The organism is Haladaptatus paucihalophilus DX253, assembly GCF_000376445.1.
GTDB lineage: Archaea > Halobacteriota > Halobacteria > Halobacteriales > Haladaptataceae > Haladaptatus > Haladaptatus paucihalophilus.
Genome location: NZ_AQXI01000003.1, coordinates 297,433 through 315,567 on the forward strand (window position 1 = coordinate 297,433; position 18,135 = coordinate 315,567).

General features: G+C 61.0%; 13 protein-coding genes. 7 read left to right on the forward strand and 6 right to left on the reverse strand.

Annotated elements, in window-relative coordinates:
* Nucleotides 1-122 precede the first annotated feature (122 nt).
* The gene (locus tag B208_RS0120080) at nt 123-2,168 is read right to left on the reverse strand and encodes a glycoside hydrolase family 15 protein (protein ID WP_007978137.1); all 2,046 of its coding nucleotides are present in this window, start codon (nt 2,166-2,168) and stop codon (nt 123-125) included.
* Nucleotides 2,169-2,273: 105 nt separating this feature from the next.
* Between B208_RS0120080 and B208_RS0120085 the strand changes: the two genes are divergently transcribed.
* Complete coding sequence (locus B208_RS0120085; RefSeq protein ID WP_026177972.1) at nt 2,274-4,388, forward strand: alpha-amylase family glycosyl hydrolase; 2,115 nt, start codon at nt 2,274-2,276, stop codon at nt 4,386-4,388.
* A 26-nt stretch (nt 4,389-4,414) separates the two neighbouring features.
* On the forward strand, nt 4,415-5,473 hold the full coding sequence (locus B208_RS0120090) for a TrmB family transcriptional regulator (RefSeq protein ID WP_007978133.1): 1,059 nt from the start codon (nt 4,415-4,417) through the stop codon (nt 5,471-5,473).
* On the opposite strand, the gene B208_RS0120095 is transcribed toward B208_RS0120090, so the two are convergent.
* Nucleotides 5,467-5,838: a DUF4112 domain-containing protein gene (locus tag B208_RS0120095; protein WP_007978130.1), complete on the reverse strand. Its 372-nt coding sequence runs from the start codon at nt 5,836-5,838 to the stop codon at nt 5,467-5,469. The two genes, B208_RS0120090 and B208_RS0120095, sit on opposite strands and share 7 nt — an antisense overlap.
* Before the next feature lie 163 nt (nt 5,839-6,001).
* Here B208_RS0120095 and B208_RS0120100 point away from each other — a divergent pair, with 163 nt between their 5' ends.
* The gene (locus B208_RS0120100) at nt 6,002-6,727 is read left to right on the forward strand and encodes a ferredoxin--NADP reductase (RefSeq protein ID WP_007978128.1); all 726 of its coding nucleotides are present in this window, start codon (nt 6,002-6,004) and stop codon (nt 6,725-6,727) included.
* A gap of 21 nt (nt 6,728-6,748) precedes the next feature.
* Here the strand turns inward: B208_RS0120100 and B208_RS0120105 are convergent, their stop codons facing one another.
* Nucleotides 6,749-7,156: a VOC family protein gene (locus B208_RS0120105; RefSeq protein WP_007978126.1), complete on the reverse strand. Its 408-nt coding sequence runs from the start codon at nt 7,154-7,156 to the stop codon at nt 6,749-6,751.
* 159 nt (nt 7,157-7,315) lie between these two features.
* Here B208_RS0120105 and B208_RS0120110 point away from each other — a divergent pair, with 159 nt between their 5' ends.
* The 3 genes from B208_RS0120110 to B208_RS0120120 all read left to right on the forward strand — a co-directional run bounded on the left by B208_RS0120110 (nt 7,316) and on the right by B208_RS0120120 (nt 10,956).
* On the forward strand, nt 7,316-8,038 hold the full coding sequence (locus tag B208_RS0120110; protein ID WP_007978124.1) for a ThuA domain-containing protein: 723 nt from the start codon (nt 7,316-7,318) through the stop codon (nt 8,036-8,038).
* Nucleotides 8,039-8,215: 177 nt separating this feature from the next.
* A complete protein-coding gene (locus B208_RS0120115; RefSeq protein WP_007978122.1) occupies nt 8,216-9,832 on the forward strand; it encodes a response regulator in 1,617 nt (538 codons plus the stop codon).
* A 317-nt stretch (nt 9,833-10,149) separates the two neighbouring features.
* A complete protein-coding gene (locus tag B208_RS0120120; RefSeq protein WP_007978120.1) occupies nt 10,150-10,956 on the forward strand; it encodes a hypothetical protein in 807 nt (268 codons plus the stop codon).
* Between the two features lie 1,884 nt (nt 10,957-12,840).
* Here B208_RS0120120 and B208_RS24555 read toward each other — a convergent pair.
* Nucleotides 12,841-12,993: a hypothetical protein gene (locus B208_RS24555; protein WP_007978117.1), complete on the reverse strand. Its 153-nt coding sequence runs from the start codon at nt 12,991-12,993 to the stop codon at nt 12,841-12,843.
* A 145-nt stretch (nt 12,994-13,138) separates the two neighbouring features.
* On the opposite strand from B208_RS24555, the gene B208_RS0120130 reads away from it, so the two are divergent.
* Complete coding sequence (locus B208_RS0120130) at nt 13,139-14,380, forward strand: orc1/cdc6 family replication initiation protein (protein WP_026177973.1); 1,242 nt, start codon at nt 13,139-13,141, stop codon at nt 14,378-14,380.
* Nucleotides 14,381-14,733: 353 nt separating this feature from the next.
* Here the strand turns inward: B208_RS0120130 and B208_RS23105 are convergent, their stop codons facing one another.
* Complete coding sequence (locus B208_RS23105) at nt 14,734-15,807, reverse strand: S1C family serine protease (protein WP_007978114.1); 1,074 nt, start codon at nt 15,805-15,807, stop codon at nt 14,734-14,736.
* A gap of 159 nt (nt 15,808-15,966) precedes the next feature.
* Nucleotides 15,967-18,129: a molybdopterin oxidoreductase family protein gene (locus B208_RS0120150; protein ID WP_007978112.1), complete on the reverse strand. Its 2,163-nt coding sequence runs from the start codon at nt 18,127-18,129 to the stop codon at nt 15,967-15,969.
* Nucleotides 18,130-18,135: the final 6 nt, after the last annotated feature.

Here is an 18,135-nt window from a genome sequence, read left to right on the forward strand (position 1 = left end):
CGATACGTTGCGAGTAATTTCGTATTTTGTCCGGGGGGCGAGCAGCAAACGCATGGCAGTAGTGGCACTATCCGGCGCTTAGACGGCCACAAACGCCTAAAATCGCCCTACGGACACCGATTTCAGTCCAGCGACGATTTCACTTCTTCGGATTCTAACGCGTCCCGTTCGTCCAGCGCCGCGACCGTCGCCAGTCGAATCGCGTGGGGCCACCCGAGCGGCGTCGCGCTGTCGGCCGCGCCCGCGTCGAAGAACTGTTCCGGGAGGTAGCCGCTGTCCGCACAGAGCGGTCCGTCCGGCAGGAGAAGCGCGAGCAGGTCGCGGGAACGGCGCGAGAACGCCTCGGCGCGCCGGTCGTCGCGGTCGGAAAGGAGGGTCGAGAGTTCGCTCGCGGCGTTGGCACCCCACGCCGTCGAAACCGTCCAGATTTTGGGTGCGTCCTGTTCGCGGACTCGCCAGTCGTCGCGCTCGAATCGGGCGAGACCGCGAACGGGGCTTTCATTCGGGTCGCGCCATAGGCCGTCGAGGACGGCCTCGGTGTGGGAGACGATGCGGTCCACCTGTTCCGCGTCGAGGGCGACGACCGCCGCCGCGGCGCGGTGTGCGGCGGCGAGTGCCAGCGCGCTGGAGTCCAGTCGTTCGTCGCGTTCGCCGTCGACGAGTCGAAGCGCGTAGAACTCGCCCGTCCACAGTTCGTCCAGTCCGTCGAGGACCGCGTTCGCGCCGTCCAACGCGCGGTCCCGTAGGTCGTCGGCCACCGGCGCGCGGGCGAGTTCGGCGTACGCTTCGAGGTACGTCGCCGCTGTGTGGGCGAACCGTCCGGTCATGTTCTCCCACGCGTTCTGGCAGTGGATCGGCAAGCCGTCGGCTTCGAGCGTGTCGTCGAGACCGTCGAGCGCCGCCCGGAGCGTCTCCCGAACCGTCGATTCGAGGTCCGAATCGAGATTCCGCGTTCGGAGGTAGGTAGCGAGGAACGCGATGACGCTCCCCGTCTGGTCGGCCTGATAATCCGCCCCGTCGCCCGCCTCGACGCGGGCGTTCGCCCACCCGGGTGCGATGGTTCCGTCGCGGGGCCAGACGCGGTGGGGCCACGTGCCGTCGTCGCGTTGCGTTTCGCAGTAGAGGCGCGCGCTTCGGGCGTGCCAGTCCGACAGCGAGAGGTCGAAGTGGCCGTCCGCGGCGAGCAGGAACCGCGAGATTTCCGCGTCGTCGCGGAACCACGTGTAGCCGTAGCCGCCGGAGTAGCGGTAGAACGGGTCGAAATCCGGCCCGGCGATGCGCGCGCCGGTATCGGCCGAGAGGAACGAGAGAACGCGCAAATCGTCGGTGACGGCGGTCGCCGTCGGCGCGTCGAGCGTCGCGTCGGGAGACCGTCCCGGGGACCGTTTCTCGGCGGCGGCGCGGAGCGCCTTGGCCGAGTCGTACTTCGATGCAAGTTCCCGAACGCGGGAAAGCGCGTCCTCGCGCGGCGTTTCGCCGTGGTCGGCGAGCAACGAGGCGAGCGTGGCACCCCCGTCGAGCGCGAGCGAGACGACGAGTTCGCCGCTGAGTCTGCTCTCCTCGTATCGTCCTGCGTCGCCCATCGGGGGAACCTCCTGCGGGCGGTCCGAGAGGAGGGTTTCGAAGTTCGCGGGAACGAGACCGTCGATTGCGCTCGGCCGGGGTGCCGCGGCGAGGTAGTCGTGTTCTTCGGCGTGAAACACCTCGACCGCATCGCCGTTGCGGAGTTGGCCGATTCTGTCGTCGCGGCCGTCGGGCGCGAACCCGAGGTAGGCGACGAGTTCGGCGTCGTCTGGTATCCCTTCATTCTCGACGAAACACGTGAGGTGAGCGTCGTCGAGCGTCAGGTCGTACTGGGTGAGCGACCAGCCTTCGGCCTCGTGTTCGGTGACGACGAGGGCGGTGCCGTCGTCGTAGCGCTGCGTCGAGTCGAGCGAGTCGAACCAGACGAGTTCGCCGTTCCGCCGAACGCCGAACCGGGAGCGGTCGATACCGTAGCGGCCGGAGAGCGGGTAGGAGTAGTCGCGGAGCGACCCGTGCGGGCCGACGTGGACGAGACGACCGCCGAGACCGGAGAATCGGCCCGCAGTCGTCCGGCGCTCACCGGGGAAACGGGTCGCGTTCCCGCGGTGACGTTTGAAATCGGAAAGTGCGTCACGGAGCGTCATCAGGTACCACCACGAGAAGCGACGGTAAAAGGCTTGGTGAAATAGTCCTTCACAGATTATCGTCGGAGCGCAAGATAGTTAATCCTCCTCTGCGCCGTGGAACACATGCACAGTGTAGCTCCTCCGCGGTTTACCACGGTCGGCCAGTCGGTGGAACTGGCACCGCGCGACCCGGACCCGGACGTTGATTCGGAGTACAGTTGGACCGTCGAAGCACGTCCGAACGGAAGTTCGGCGGTGGTCAGCGACGATGCGGTCGTCCACTTCGCGCCCGACGTTCCCGGCCTCTATCGACTTCGCCTCACCGCGCCCGACGGCGAGCGCGAACGGCTCGTTCGCGCGTTTCCCGACGTGCGCCGCACCGCGCGGTTCGAGTTGCCGCTGCCCGACCTCCCGATACCCCACGAGGAACTGGAGTCCATCTGTATCATGGGACCGTTCAACGAGCAACTCGTGGGACGGGACCGCCCGACCTACGAGGACGGGGCGTACGTGTACGAGACGAAACTGCCGCCCGGGGAGCATCCCTACGGATTCCTGCTGAACAACGACCTCACCGAGCAGGTTCGGGGGACGCTCTCGGTTCCGGGACCGAGACGGCCGCGAATTCGTCTCGACGCGGAGCGGGAGGCGGGAGACGTCCTCGTCACGGCCGACGCGAAAGCCGCACCCGACAGCGACTACGCGGACGACGAACTTGCCGTGGAGTTCTACATCGGCGAGCGCGCTCCCGGCGCGCTCGCCAGCGGGGAGAAACGCGTTCATCGAGTCGAAAGCGACGGACGAACCGTCCGAATCCCGCGCGACGAAATCGCCGACGCGCGACGGGTTCACGCCGTCGCGGTCGGCGAGCGCCACAGCATCGCCGAGCGCGTGGAGATTCGCGGCGACGACGAAGCGGGTCGAAATCGGAACGCACGGACGCGAATCCACCGACCGAACGACCCGCCGGAGTGGGCGGCGTCGCCGACGGTGTACGAGATTTTCGTCCGGTCGTTCGCGGGGGAGACGGTCGATACCAGCTTCATTGAACTGGAGCGCCGAGTCCCCTACCTCGAATGGCTGGGGGTGGACTGCGTGTGGTTGACCCCGGTTCTGGGGAGTCCGACGACGCACGGCTATCACACGACGAACTACTTCGAAACGGCGGACGACCTCGGCACGCGCGCCGAATTCGAGTCCTTCGTCGCCGCCTGCCACGACGCCGGGATTCGCGTCATCTTCGACCTCGTTATCAACCACTCCTCGCGCGACCACCCCGCGTTCCAGATGAGCGCAGCGGGCGTACCCGAGTACCGGGATTGGTACGTCTGGGAGGAGGATGGGGAAACGGGAGAAGCGAAAGCCCAGCGCTACTTCAACTGGGAGCGGATTCCGAACTTCAACTTCGATTCGCTCGCGGTCCGGCGCTTCCTGCTCGACGTGGTGGACGAGTGGGCGGGACTCGTGGACGGGTTCCGATGCGACGTGGCGTGGGGCGTCCCCCACGAGTTCTGGAAGGAGGTCGCCGACCGCGTGCCCGACGATTTCCTGCTCCTCGACGAGACGATTCCGCGCGACCCGGCCTACCACGAGGGCGAGTTCACGATGCACTACGACACGACGCTGTACGGTACGCTGCGCGACATCGGGACGGGCGAAAAACCCGCCTCCGACGTTTTCGACGCACTTGAGGACGCGAAACGCGTCGGGTTCCCCGACAGTGCGGTCCATCTGAGGTACGTCGAGAACCACGACGAATCGCGCTACCGCGAGGAGTGCGGACGCGACGCGCTGAAAGCCGCCGCGGCGGCGACGTTCACGCTCCCCGGCGCGCCGATGATGTACTACGGCCAAGAGCGCGGCATGACCGAATACCGGGGCACGATGCGCTGGGACGACGGCGACGAGGAGTTGACGACCTTCCACCGCTCGCTGTGCGAAACCCGCGACGAGTTGTCCGTCCTTCGGGACGGAACGGTCGAGCGAGTCGAATGGGAGAGCGATTCGGAAGCGGTCGTCGCGTTCGCCCGCGAGATGGACGCCGAACGCGTCGTCGTGGCGCTGAACTTCTCGGAACGGCCGCAATCGGTTCGAATCGACGAACGAATCGAAGCCGAAGACCTGGTAACGGGAAGGCGGATTCCGACGGCGAGACGAGACGACGGCGGAACGCATTCCGGGACCGAACTCCTCGTTTCGGATGTCGTCGTCGTTCGAGCCACCGGGGAAAGTAAATAGATACCCGAGAAACCATGAGCCAAGAAATGGACGACCGTACGCTCTCAGGACTCCTCCGCCAGTTCGGTCTCTCGGAGAAGGAAGTCGATACGTATCTCGCGATTCTCGAACAGGGTGAAGCCAAAGCCAGCACCATCGCCGACGACGCCGGGGTGTCGAAGCGGTACGTCTACAGTACCAGCGAGAAGTTGGCGGAACGCGGGTTCGTGGAGGTGAACGACCACGTCGTCCCGACCATGATTCGTGCCAACCCGCCCGAGCGGGTCATCGGCACGCTCGCCGACCGGGTGGAGACGATGCGGCCCGCCCTCGACGAGCGATACTCGGCGACGACCAGCGAACCCGACCAGTTCGAGGTCATCAAGTCCCGCGTCACCGTCATCAAGCGGATTCAAAACCGGCTCGCGGCGGCGAACGAGGAGGTGACGCTCTCGATTCCCTACGAACACCTCCCCGAGGTCGCGGGCGAACTCGAAAGCGCGGTCGAGCGCGGGGTGCTCGTGTTGCTCGTCCTCAGCGGCGTCCACCGGGACGACGTGGACGAGGCGGAGTTCGAGGGACTCGCCAGCACGGTCCGCGTGTGGCGCGAACCGATGCCGACGACGCTCACGGTTGACAAGCAGTTCGGCCTCGTCGCGCCGACGGAGATGATAGTCCGCTCGAACAGCGACAAGCAGGCCATCACGTTCGCACAGGAACAGCTCGTGCCGGTCCTCGTCGGGTCGTTCTTCGGCAACTACTGGCCCATGGCGAACGAGGTGTACGCGACGGAACCGGTGGCGCTGCCGAAGACCTTCGACGACTTCCGCTCCGCCGTGTTGCAAGCGACGCTCCACCTCAGGAAAGGAAACAGCATCACCGCGCGCGTCACGGGACGGCCGGTCGGCGAGGAGGCGGACCCCACGACGGTCGAAGGGAGCGTCATCGACGTCCGCCAATCGCTGCTCGAACCGGCGTCGAACGCGTTTCCGGTCGAAGCGGCGCTCGTCCTCGAAACCGAGGACGGCGAAGTGACGGTCGGCGGTTCGGGGTCGTTCGTGGAGGACTTCGAAGCCGAGGCCGTGACGCTCGAGTTCGCTCAGTAACGCTCGACGTGTCGTTCGATGAGGGCCCGGTTCTTCCGATTCGCCTTCCACGCCGCGTCGAAAACAGAACCGAGTACGGGAACCGACCCGCCGAACGTGTCGATTGCGACGTTTGCGAGCATTCGCGCGAGCACGTGACGCGGAACGTCCATTCGGTACCCTTCGAGCGCGATATAGAGCGAGATGAGCGCCGAGGCGAGGTCGCCGCCGACGGGAAGCAAGCCGAGAATCGGGTCCAGACCGACGCGAAACTGGGTCCCGGGGATGCGAAACGCCTCGTCGAGGAGGCGGCTCACCGTTCGTACTCGCTCGATGGATTTCCGCTTACGGCGAGGGAGCGTTTCGGGGATGTCGGCGGTGTTCATGGAGGTATATCCAGGCACTCCGTCGGGATAGGCGTTCCGGCAGTCAGGCGGCCGGGAGGAAGGCGCTCCGGCGGTCGAGCAGGATAAGTCGGCAGTCCAGTAGTCGGGGCATCCGACAGTTCGGCCGGTTCGTTTACGGAGAGGAGTACCGTCAGCGTCGGCCATGCGCGAGGTCGAAATCACGTCGATACATCGGATGACGCCGCGAGTCAAGCAGTTCGAACTCGTCGCGGACGAAGCGTTCGAGTACGAACCAGGCCACCACACCCACCTCCACTTCGAACGGGAGGGCGATGACGGTGATGGAGAAACGGAAGACGGGGAAGTCGTCCGGCCGTACACCGCGACCGGGTTGCCTGGGACGAACAGCATCACGCTGGCGATAAAGCGCTACGACGACGGGACCGCCTCGGTGTACATGCACGACCGCGAACCCGGGGACACCATCGAAATCGAGGAGTTGGACGGCAACCTCTATCTCCGAGACCTCGATTCCGACGTTGCCTTCGTCTCGACTGGAACAGGAATCACGCCGATGATGGCGATGGTGAAACAGTATCTTCGGGACGGGACCGGCCACGCGACCTTCCTCTACGGCGAAAAGACGCAAGAGGACGTGATGTACCGCGAGACGCTGGACCAACTCGAAGCGGAACACGAGAACCTGACCGTGGTCTACTCGCTCTCGGACGAGGACTGGAGCGGCCGAACGGGACACGTCCAAGCGCACATCGAGGACGTCGTTCCGGACCCCGAAGCGACCGATTTCTACTGCTGTGGCGTCCCGGGAATGGTCGTCGAAACCACGGAGAAACTGGCCGACATCGGCGTCCCGGACGAGCGAATATACAGCGAAGGATGGGAGAAGGACGAAGTTTCCGAAGAGTGATTTCGGAGCGGCACGGCGACTCTACCCGTCGAACTCCCAGTAGGGGTTCCACGCGACTTCCCAGAGGTGTCCGTCCGGGTCGGCAAAGTAGCCGGAGTAGCCGCCCCACTCGGTTTCCGTCGCTGGTTTTACGAGGTCACCGCCCGCCGAAACCGCGTCGCCGAGGACGGAATCGACCTGTTCTCTCGATTCGACGTTGTGGGCGAGTGTGATGCCGTCGAAGCCACGTCCATCGGACGAAACGGTCGCGTCGTCCGCGAGTGCCGTCCGCGGGTAAAGCGCCAGCCACGTTCCGGCGAGTTCGAAAAAAGCGATGTCTGCGCCGTCCTCGGACTCCTGCATCGGGAGTTCGAGTCCGTCGCGGTAGAACCGAACTGACTCGCCGAGGTCGGCGACGCCGAGCGTGACGATGCTGATTCTGGGGTCCATGACGCGAATCCGACAGGGATGAAGATAAACGTGGCTGTGGTCGTACGGGAACATACGTGGCTGTGGCCTCGGGGAAATGGGGATACACGTAGCTGTGGTGTGGTCTCGGCGGAGTGAGCTTCCGAAACACCCAATCGAGCGGCCGGTGAGAGACGAGACATGGACGACACGCGCGTCACGGTGTGGAACGAATTCCGGCACGAGCGAGAGGACGAAGCGAGCGAGGAGTGCTATCCCGACGGCATCCACGCGGTGCTCGCCGAAGCGTTCGAGGAGCGAGGTTTCGCTGTCGAAACGGCGACGCTCGACGAACCCGAGCACGGGCTGACGGAGGAGGTGCTCGACGAGACGGACGTACTCACGTGGTGGGGGCACACAGCGCACGACGAAGTGGAAGACGAAGTCGTCGAGCGGGTACAACAACGCGTCCTCGACGGGATGGGGCTCATCGTCCTCCATTCGGGTCACTTCTCGAAGATTTTCAAGCGGTTGATGGGAACGAGTTGCGACCTGAAGTGGCGGGAAGTGGGCGAGCGAGAGCGCCTGTGGGTCGTCGAATCCGGCCACTCCATCGCAGACGGAATCGAAGAGCAAGTCGTCGTTCCGAACGCGGAGATGTACGGCGAACGATTCGACGTTCCGGCCCCCGACGAACTCGTCTTCGTCAGTTGGTTCGAGGGCGGGGAAGTGTTCCGAAGCGGATGTTGTTACCGCCGCGGGTCGGGACGCATCTTCTACTTCCGACCCGGCCACGAAACGTACCCGATTTACAGACAGCCCGAGATTCGGCGTATCTTGGGGAACGCCGTCGAATGGGCCGCCGCCGGGAGCGGTGCCCGCCCCGAGTTCGGGAGGGCTCCCGAGCCACCCGAAAAACGGTAGCTCGGTAGTCACAACGACGAGCCGAACACGTAGACTGGACCGAAATGGACGTACAACGAGTAGGCAATTGGTGTGAAACGATAGACGGGATAAACCGGGATACGTGAATTATGTAATGTATCCAAGATGACGAGGACAAAGTTATATATTGGTCACATACGAGACGTGTAATGTAGAATGGAAGGTCGCCCGATTCGGGTGCTCCACGTCGAAGACAACGAGTTCTTCGGAACGATCGCGTCGGAAATCCTTCAACAGGAGATAGAGAGCGTGACCGTTCGCACGGAGACCGTCCCAACGGACGCGCTGGCCCGCCTCGAACAGGAGCAGTTCGATTGCGTCGTTAGTGACTACGAGATGCCGGAGATGGACGGCCTCGAACTGCTCGACGCGGTTCGAGAGCGAGCACCCGAAATGCCCTTCATCCTCATGACGGGTGGCGGAAGCGAAAAAACAGCGAGCAAAGCGATTTCCGCTGGAATTACCGACTATCTCAGGAAAGGGACCGGAAAGAGACAGTTCGTCGCCCTCGCAAACCGAGTCGAGAACGCGGTCGCACATCGACGTGCGGAGCAGACGGTCCGACGTCAGATAGCGATCAACGAACTCATCTGGGGCATCAGCCAATCGCTTCTCGAAGCATCGACCCGCGGGGAGATAGAAGAGTCCGTGTGCGAACGACTCGCGGCGTCCGAATCGTACCGCCTCGCGTGGATCGGAAAAGCAGACGACGACGGACGAATCGTTCCCCGCGTCTCCGCGGGAGTCGAGGAGGGATACCTCGACGACGTACTCCACACCGATTCGGAAGGATATCACTACACGCCGCTCGCACGCGCCGTCGAAACGGGACAGATGCAGATAACACAGAATATCGGCACGGATTCCTCCGACGAGGAGTGGCAGCGGAAGGCCCGCAAGCGCGGCTATCGGTCGAAGGCAACGATACCCCTCAGATACGAAAGCACCCTCTACGGGGTGTTGAACGTCTACTCTTCTCACCCGCACGCGTTCGACGAAACGGAGCGACACGTCCTCTCGAAGTTCGGCAACAGCATCGCGTACGCCATCAACTCCGTTCGGACGCGACAGGAGTTGCTCCGTCGTGAACAACGCCTCCAAGTGTTCAATCGCATCCTCCGACACAACCTTCGAAACGACCTCAACGTCGTTCTCGGACACGCGGACAACCTGATAGAATCGGTCCCCGAGGCGACCGAAAGCGCCGAAATCATCAAACGAAAGGCGACAGACCTGATAGACGTCAGCGAAAAGGCCCGCGAGGTCGGTCGGACGCTCGACAAACCCAGCGGGACGCGGGCCGCCATCGAAATCACGGGTCTCATCGAACGGACGTGCTCTGATCTCCGAGAAGCGTATCCTTCGGTCGAGCTCTCCGCTGATCTCCCCGAGAGGGCGTGGGTATATGGCGACAAAACGCTCGATACGGTCGTCAACGAGGTCGTCGAAAACGCCATCAAACACAACGACCGCGAACGACCGACGGTGACGCTTTCGGTAACGACCGTCGAGGAGGACGAGAAACGGTGGGTAGAGATCGTCGTTGCAGACGACGGACCGGGAATCCCGGAGGAAGAACAGGCGGTGCTTATCGAAGGGAGGGAAACCGCCCTCCAACACGGTAGCGGACTCGGATTGTGGCTGACGAACTGGATCGTCGGTAAGTTCGGAGGCGAGCTACACTTCGGTACCAATCGACCGATGGGGAGCATCGTGACGATTCGACTCAAACGCGCCGATCCGTCGGTCGGGGAGTCGAAACCTGTCGGATAGTTAGGAATTGTCGGATACTCGGAACCTCGAAACCCGTCGGATAATCGGAACCCGTTTTCTTGCTGTCGGGACGGGACAATCCGACCGGCAGTTGCGCGCGCCTGCTGCAAACAACCAGTTACAATCCCGCTCACAACCTCTGTCACAATCTCGCTCCCAGTACCGCCTTCACTTCCCGTACCGCCCTCACTCCAATGGATGGTGACCTCACTCGAATTGAGAATCCATTCTGCTTCCGTTAGTTTCTCGCTTTTTTAATACCATCGACAACATTCAACAATAAATATATAGTGGTGAAGGAAAATGATTGGAATGAAATGAGCACTGAACTCCCACGTACCATCGACCGCTTCCGACAGCCGGAGTACACGGGTGAAAATCGCTGTACACCCTGTACGATAGTCAACGTCGCTATCGCCGTCGTCGTCAGTACGATACTGACGTTTCCAGCGATGCCGCTCGGGATCGCGTTCTTCGCGTTCAGCATGGCCGCGATTTATCTCCGCGGGTACCTCGTTCCCGGAACACCGTGGTTTACGAAAACCTACTTCCCCGACTGGTTGCTTCGAAAGTTCGACAAGCACGAAATGCCGACCGCGACACCGGAACCGACGGACCGCGAGCCGGAGGACGTCCTCTCCGAGGCGAACGTCGTCGAACCCTGTGCCGAAATCGACGACCTCTGCCTCGACGAGAAGTTCCGCTCGGCGTGGCACGAGAACATGGAGCGCGTCATGGCGGACGGTGCAGAAAAGCGGGACTTGAGTCGAATTCTTGGCGCGGACGAATCGGAGTTGGAGTTCGAAGAGCACGACTCCGCCTTCATCGCCCGAATCGAGGGCCGCCGACTCGGCCAATGGGAATCTCGACCCGCGCTGATCGCCGACCTCGCGGCCGCCCGCGAGCTGAGCGACCGATACGATCACTGGGATGACCTCTCCGTCGACAACCAAAGCCGCATCCTTAGCGGCCTTCGTATCTTCCTCGATACCTGCCCGGAATGTGGTGATAATATCACGGCGGAGCAGGAAACCGTCGAGTCCTGCTGCCGGTCGATGGAAGTCGTCGCCGCCACCTGTGAAGGGTGTGACGCACGTATCCTCGAAGTCGAACAAACCGAATAAGAACCCCGTTATTCGGCCTGTTTCTACCGAACGACGTAACAATCGACCTTCTTCCAGTTCCGCTTCAAAGCACAGTGTCAACGGGTGTGTCGGTGGAAAGGCGGGTCGATTCGATGGAGATGAGGATTCGATGGAGATGGGAATTTGATTGGGATTTGATGGGGATTTGATTGGAGTTTGATGGAGATTTGATGGGGATTTGATGGAGATTTGATGGGGATTTGATGGGGATTTGATTGGAGTTTGATGGGGACCGAATTGGAATGAGAATCGAATAAATGGGAGAACGAGCCGAAGTCGTGGTTCTCAGAGCCACACCACTGTTTCCGTTGTTTCCACGCCCGACAGACCGAATTCGGAGATCATAACTACATTGATTTACTAGGAGAAAAAACGTCGCAGAACGAATGAGAACCCAACTGATGGGAGAAACCCACAGATACCGAGAACTCGTTGACTCCTCTATTTCCGCTGTTCACTCTCCCGAGCAGCGATGGAATTGTTTCGAGGAGGTTATAAGCGACCCCGTGATTTCCGCTGTTTCCGTCGCTTCGTCGAATTACTCGACGACCCCATGATTTCCGCTGTTTTCAACGGGACCACCGTGTGTTCTGTCGGTGCTGTGGCTGCCGTATCGTCACTGTTTCCTCGCCGTTGTGGGAGCGATTTCTCGCCGTCGGTGAACCAGTCGGTACTGTCGGACAAGTCGTTCTGTTGGACTGGTCGTTACGGCGAATCGGTCGTTATGGTGGACTGGTCGTTACGGCGAATCGGTCGTTATGGTGGATTGTCGTTACTGGTATATCCTCGCTACAGTCGTAGTCTCTTCGTGACCCGTATTGTGGAACTCGTGTTGCTATCGTTCGCGGTAGGCGAGTAGTGGGTGAGTAGTAGATAAGAAGTAGGTGAGTAGTGAGCCGTGCTATGATAGCAGAATGGTGAACATCACAATCCGTGCTGTATCTCATCTCGACTGTACCGTTCAGCCTGAGATATCCATCGTCCCCTTGCTGCTGCCGACCCGAATCGAAGTACACGGTCATGCCCGAGATCGAAGTACACGGTCCTACACACCCCACGATTTCCGCTGTTGGACGAATGAAACGTGCGGTGCCACCAAACGGAATGAGAATATGGGTAGGGGGACACCCACCCCATGATTTCCGCTGTTTTGGTGGGAAAGGGTGGGTGGGGGGGAGGGGGTGGGATAGGGTGGGGTGGGAGAGAGGAGGGAAGAGAAGTTCAGTCCTATCAACACGTGAACATCTGTGACGAACAGCGGAAACAGAGGAGTTTCTGCCGTACAGAGAACGGGCAAAAAAGACGGGAAAGTCGGGGTAAAAGCGTCCCTCGTTGCTGATAAGGCAGTTCAGCTGGGATATGAGTCGAGAAGAACGAGAATAACCCACTAGTTAGACCCATAGATTATCTTTGAATAAGCTTCTAAAAACGGGGTGAGAACCAACCCGGAAACGTCTTGGAAAAACCTCGGAAAACGACTGGAAAAGTCACAAAAGAGGTAATGTTAAATATAATATATTTATAGGCTATGCTTACTTGAACTACAGTCTAGTTTGATAGAATTATTAAGTTATTCTTTTCTGCTACTACGGGTACTATTATACGATATGGATAATAAAAGTACCGCCTTCTAGAGACCGCCTTCCTCCACCCCCACCATCCCTTCTCCCAAAGACTCCGGAAACCATGGGGTGGGTGTCCGTTTATAAAGGACTCGTGTCTTTTCAACATCTCGCCATCAGATAAACACGCGAATTCTACGGCCAAATGACCTCTTCCTCGATTCTACTCGGATAAATCCACTTCGTCATTTTCTCCAACCCCACCGTTTCCGCTGTCTATCTCACCTCTTCTCCGACGTGTTCACATTCCGTGATTCTCCGTGACTCCCTGTTTCTCGTCCGTGATCTCCTTCTTCTGAGTTTCCCTTTCCGAGTTTCCCTTTTCGGATTTCTCTTCTCGTTCCTCCTTTCCGTTCTCCCTTTTCGCTCCCCCTTTCCGGTTTTTCGTCTCCAAGTTTCCAAATCCCGGAATTACCGAAACCCCCGCGGACAACGGAAACGATGCACCGTGACAAATCCTGAAAGGGCTTAAATCATTCGGAACAAAAGAAACAAAGGACGGCCCAGTTTTATATACTCGACCGTGAATACGTTGTGTAATGACCTCGTTTAGTTTCGACCGGGATAACTCCCTTTATAAAAATCGGGACGCCCTTTTGGAGGAGTACACGCCGAATAATCTGGTCGGTCGGGACGACGAACTCGAAGAGTATCACGCCGCACTGCAACCGATAATCAACGGGGAAGCGCCGTCGAACATCTTTCTGTACGGGAAAAGTGGGGTCGGAAAAACCGCCGCGACGCGATTTCTTCTGAACCAACTGCAGGAAGACGCCGCTCGGTACGACGATATCACCCTTTCCGTCGTCGAGATCAACTGCGACGGTCTCAATTCGAGCTACCAGGTCGCGGTTCGGCTCGTCAACACGCTCCGCGATCCGGCTGATCAGATCAGCAACACTGGCTATCCGCAAGCACAGGTCTACAGCTTCCTCTGGGACGAACTTGACGAACTCAACGGCACTATCATCATCGTTCTGGACGAGGTAGACCACATCAACGACAATTCCATTCTCTATCAAATCCCTCGCGCGCGGAGCAATGGATACCTCGAACACGCCAAAATCGGCCTTATCGGCATCAGCAACGACCTCTCGTTCCGCGATTCGCTCTCGGCGAAAGTTCGCTCCTCGCTCTGTGAAAAGGAAGTCTCGTTCCCGCCGTACGACGCGACGGAACTCCAGAAGGTGCTTTCCCAGCGTGAACAGGTCGCGTTTCACGAGAACGCCCTCGCGGAAGACGTGATTCCGCTCTGTGCGGCGTACGGTGCACAGGACGCCGGTGACGCACGACAGGCGCTGGACTTGCTCCTGGAAGCGGGGGACCTCGCGCGAAAGGACGCGGCGGAACAGGTCGTCGACCATCACGTTCAAGAGGCACGCCGGAAACTCGAACGCGACCGGATCATGGAGGGCGTCGCGGATCTCACCCAACACGCGCGTCTCATCCTCTACGCCCTCACGTCCCTCGAAGCGGAGGATAACTCCCCTGCCCGTTCGCGAGACATCCGCCCTCGGTACGAGCAGCTGTGTAATCACATCGGCACCGAAGCGCTCACGAGCAGGCGAATGCGCGACCACCTCGCCGACCTTGCGATGCTCGGCGTCATCTCGTCAACCGAGAAAAACGAGGGAATGTCCGGCGGGAAGTACCGCGAACATGCGCTCAAACAGGACCTCCATCTCGTCGTGAGCGCCCTCGAAGAGACCATCGAACTCGCTGGCGTCCACGAAAGTATCCGCCCGTACTATCAGTCACTGCTCGACGAGCGCGAGGACTGAGAAAGAGGTGTACACGAGAGGCGAGCATGGGTGAGGAGTGAGAATGAGTGAGGAGTGAGAATGAGTGAGAAGTGAGAGTGAACGTCGACTGCGGAACGAGGCTGTACGAGGAACGAAGGATAACGCACGTCCTCACGCCTAACACCATCGTTGCCGTTGTTATGGTAACGTCACTGTAGTCGAATTAACTCCACAATTTCCGTTGTTTTTCCGATGCCGGGTTTTGAGTCCCGTATATAACCGCTCAACCCCTCCATTTCCGCTGTTCTTCGCAGCTCATTCTCCGAATCCCGCCCTTCTCTCCTTTCTACCGTTCTTTGTTCTCCGAATCTCTTCTCCGTCGGCTCTCCGACTCACTCCACGCCGACGCTGATGCCGCCGCGTCCGGGTGCTTTCGGTCGCTCACCGAGAACGACCGTCTCCGACAGCCGTTGCCCGTTTCGGACGAGTTCGACCTCTGCCTCCTCTCCCGGTCGCGCTTCGATGAGGAGGTGTCGCATCAACTCCTCGTGTGAACGTACCGCTCGTCCGTTCATACCGACGATGACGTCTCCACCGACCGGGACGTCGCGTCCGCGCAGCGTTCGCACCGATTCGCACCCCACGAGGGCACCGCTCGCCGGACCGAGGCGCACGTCCACGACGAGAACCCCGCGCGTCTCCGCTAACTCGTTCGCCTCGGCGACGAGCGGCGACACGTCTACCGTCGAGATTTTAAGGTACGGATGGCGGTAGGTGCCGGTTTCTATCAGCGTCGGTACGACCCGCGAGACGATGGCTCCCGAGATGGCAAAGCCGATGCCGTCCCCCTGTCGAGCGCGGTTGACGCCGACGACTTCCCCGTCGAGCGTCACGAGTGGCCCGCCGCTGTTTCCGGGATTGATGGCCGCGTCGGTCTGTACCGTATCGGGAATGGCGAAGCCGTTCCCGGTGGGGAGCGAGCGATTCGTCCCGCTGACGATACCCGTCGTAATCGTTCCGTCGAGACCCATCGGGTTCCCGAGCGCGGCGACCCGCTGTCCCGGCGTCGGCGCATCCGCCGCGACGGGGAGCGGCTCGGCGTACGCCGGAAGGTCGGTGACTTCGACGACCGCGAGGTCGGTTCCACCGTCTCGTCCGACGACGCGTCCGGTTCGCCAGTCGCCCTCGCTGAATCGGAGTTCCACCTCGTCGATACCGCCGACGACGTGCCCGTTCGTCACGACATATCCGTCCGGCTCCCGCTGGGCGTCGTGGTCGTATATGAATCCCGACCCCGCGCCGCTCCTCGTCGGGCCGCTCACGTCCTGCGGCGTGACGTACACCGACACGACCGACGGAATCGTTTCGTCGTACAATCGTTCGTATAGCGACTGTTCGTTTATGGGATGTCTATCTGCCGACTGCTCGTCCGTTTCGTATTTGTCGTCTGACTCGTGTTCGTTCATGCTTCGTTCGACTCTCGAACGTGCGGCCGCTGTTTGCCGACTCGCTCGATGCTCGCCACCGCTTTGCGATTCGGAGGCGACGACATCCGGGCCGCGGATCGATAGCCGAATTCACGATAGGTTAGTGCCGAACACGGTTAAGCACGTCACTTGCTATCATCAATCATTGCTCGCTCCGGATACCTCCTTCGTGACCGTCACGGGAACGTGTTTGTACGTCGGAATCTTCGATTCGGGGTCGAGTTCGTCACCAGTGAGTCGATTGACGAGCGGTTCGGCGAAGTGGAACGTCAGGAACACCACGCCGGAACGAATCGATGGCGTGACCGTCGCACTCGCTTCCACCCGACCGTGCTCGCTCTCGACGACGACCGTTTCCCCGTCCTCGATTCCTCGCTTTCTCGCGTCGTCGGGGTGTATCTGCATCGCGTCGGTGCTCCGAAGGCGCGTCAACACGTCGGATCGTCGGGTGACGACCCCGCTGTTGAAGTGCTCGATGACGCGCCCGGTCGTCAATACGAGTTCATCCTCGTCGTCCGGTTCCACGAGTTCGACCGGGACGAGCGGCACGCGTCGGTGTCCGTTGGCGAACGTCTCCCGGTGGAGGACACCGGTTCCTTCGCTCGCTCCTTCCGGTAACGGCCAGCGTTGACTTCCCTCCCCGATTTCCGCGTACCGCATCCCGGCGTACTGCGGCGTCACCCGCCGTAACTCCTCGAAGACGGCCGCCGCCCCGTCGTAGTCGAACGTCCCTTCCGACGCCTCGTTTTCGGTCGCTTCCTCGTTTCCCGTCGGCCGCATTAGCCTTCGGCCGAGTTCCCGGAGAACGTCTAAATCGGCGCGCGCGTTCCCCGGTGGGGAGGCGACGGGACGCATCCGCTGTACCTGTCGGTCGGTGTTGGTCACGGTTCCCTCCTTCTCCGCCCACGAACTCGCCGGGAGCACGACGTCCGCGTGTTCGACCGTCCTCGTCGGGAAGATATCCTGCACGACGAGACAGTCGAGCGAATCGAGTTCTCGCGCCGTTCGACTCGCGTTCGGTTCGGTCGCCGCGATGTTCTCGCCGAACACGAACGCGCCGCGAATTCCGTCGCCGAACTCGTGTGTCATCTCGACTTCCGTCAGACCGGGTTTCGACGGCGGTTCGACACCCCACACGTCTCCGATAGCGGTCCGGGCGTCCTCGTCCGTGACCGAGCGGTAGCCCGGGAGCACGTCGGGTAAACAGCCGACGTCGCTCGCGCCTTGGACGTTGTTCTTTCCGCGAAGCGGGTTGACGCCAGCACCGCGCTTTCCGATATTTCCGGTGACCAGCGAGAGGTTGAGAAGCGCGTGGACGTTCGTCGTCCCGTAGCGATGCTGGCTCATTCCCATGCCGGTGAACGCCGCGGCGCGGTCCACGGTGGCGTAGACGCGCGCGGCCTCTCGGAGGTCGTCCTCCGCGATGCCCGCGAGTTCCGCACACGCGCTCACGTCAACGTCGGCGATGAATTCCCGAAACGCGGTGACCTCGGACACGCGTTCGCGGAGAAACCCCTCGTCCTCCAACCCTTCCTCGAAAATCACGGCGCACATCGCGTTCAACAGCGGGATATCGTAGCCGGGTTTGACCGGCAAGTGGTGGTCCGCGATGGCGCTCGTTCGGTTGGTTCGCGGGTCGATTTGGATCACCGTCGTCCCCTCTTTCGCGGCCGGTGCGAGGTACGAACTGAAGATTATCGGGTGCTGTTCGGCGGGGTTCGAGCCACAGATGAGAAAACAGTCGGCGTCCCCGAGGTCCGAAAGCGTGTTCGTCATTGCACCGGCACCGAACCGACTCGCCATCGCCGCGACCGTCGAGGAGTGACAGAGCCGAGCGCAGTTGTCCACGTTGTTCGTGCCGAGGGTCCGAGCGATTTTTTGAAGCAGGTAGTCCTCTTCGTTCGTACACCCTGAGGAGGAGAAAAATCCCAGCGCGTCCGGTCCGTGTTCGTCCACGATGCGGGCGAATTCGGTTTCGATTCGGGAGAACGCCTCGTCCCACGAAACGCTCACCAACTCCTCGTCGCGGCGAACCTGTGGCTCGGTCAACCGCTCGTCGTGGCCGACGACTTCGTAGGCGGCTACCCCCTTCGGACAGAGTTCACCGCGGCGGTTCACCGGCGCGTGCCACCCTCGTCCCCGTGCGGATTTCCCGGACGTGCCCGTTTTCGCTGGTCGAACGCCGCACCCGACGCCGCAGAAGGGACAGATGCTTTTCGCGTCCCGTTCGATGGTCCGCTCGCCTCCGCCACCGGTTTGCTCACTTCCGCCACCGGTTCTCTCCCTCGAGTTCTCTCCCATGCACGT

Coding starts and splice junctions, on each gene's coding strand:
- B208_RS0120080 (WP_007978137.1), bottom strand. CDS start 2,168: ATGACGCTCCGTGACGCACTTTCCGATTTCAAACGTCACCGCGGGAAC.
- B208_RS0120085 (WP_026177972.1), top strand. CDS start 2,274: ATGCACAGTGTAGCTCCTCCGCGGTTTACCACGGTCGGCCAGTCGGTG.
- B208_RS0120090 (WP_007978133.1), top strand. CDS start 4,415: ATGGACGACCGTACGCTCTCAGGACTCCTCCGCCAGTTCGGTCTCTCG.
- B208_RS0120095 (WP_007978130.1), bottom strand. CDS start 5,838: ATGAACACCGCCGACATCCCCGAAACGCTCCCTCGCCGTAAGCGGAAA.
- B208_RS0120100 (WP_007978128.1), top strand. CDS start 6,002: ATGCGCGAGGTCGAAATCACGTCGATACATCGGATGACGCCGCGAGTC.
- B208_RS0120105 (WP_007978126.1), bottom strand. CDS start 7,156: ATGGACCCCAGAATCAGCATCGTCACGCTCGGCGTCGCCGACCTCGGC.
- B208_RS0120110 (WP_007978124.1), top strand. CDS start 7,316: ATGGACGACACGCGCGTCACGGTGTGGAACGAATTCCGGCACGAGCGA.
- B208_RS0120115 (WP_007978122.1), top strand. CDS start 8,216: ATGGAAGGTCGCCCGATTCGGGTGCTCCACGTCGAAGACAACGAGTTC.
- B208_RS0120120 (WP_007978120.1), top strand. CDS start 10,150: ATGAGCACTGAACTCCCACGTACCATCGACCGCTTCCGACAGCCGGAG.
- B208_RS0120130 (WP_026177973.1), top strand. CDS start 13,139: ATGACCTCGTTTAGTTTCGACCGGGATAACTCCCTTTATAAAAATCGG.
- B208_RS23105 (WP_007978114.1), bottom strand. CDS start 15,807: ATGAACGAACACGAGTCAGACGACAAATACGAAACGGACGAGCAGTCG.
- B208_RS0120150 (WP_007978112.1), bottom strand. CDS start 18,129: ATGGGAGAGAACTCGAGGGAGAGAACCGGTGGCGGAAGTGAGCAAACC.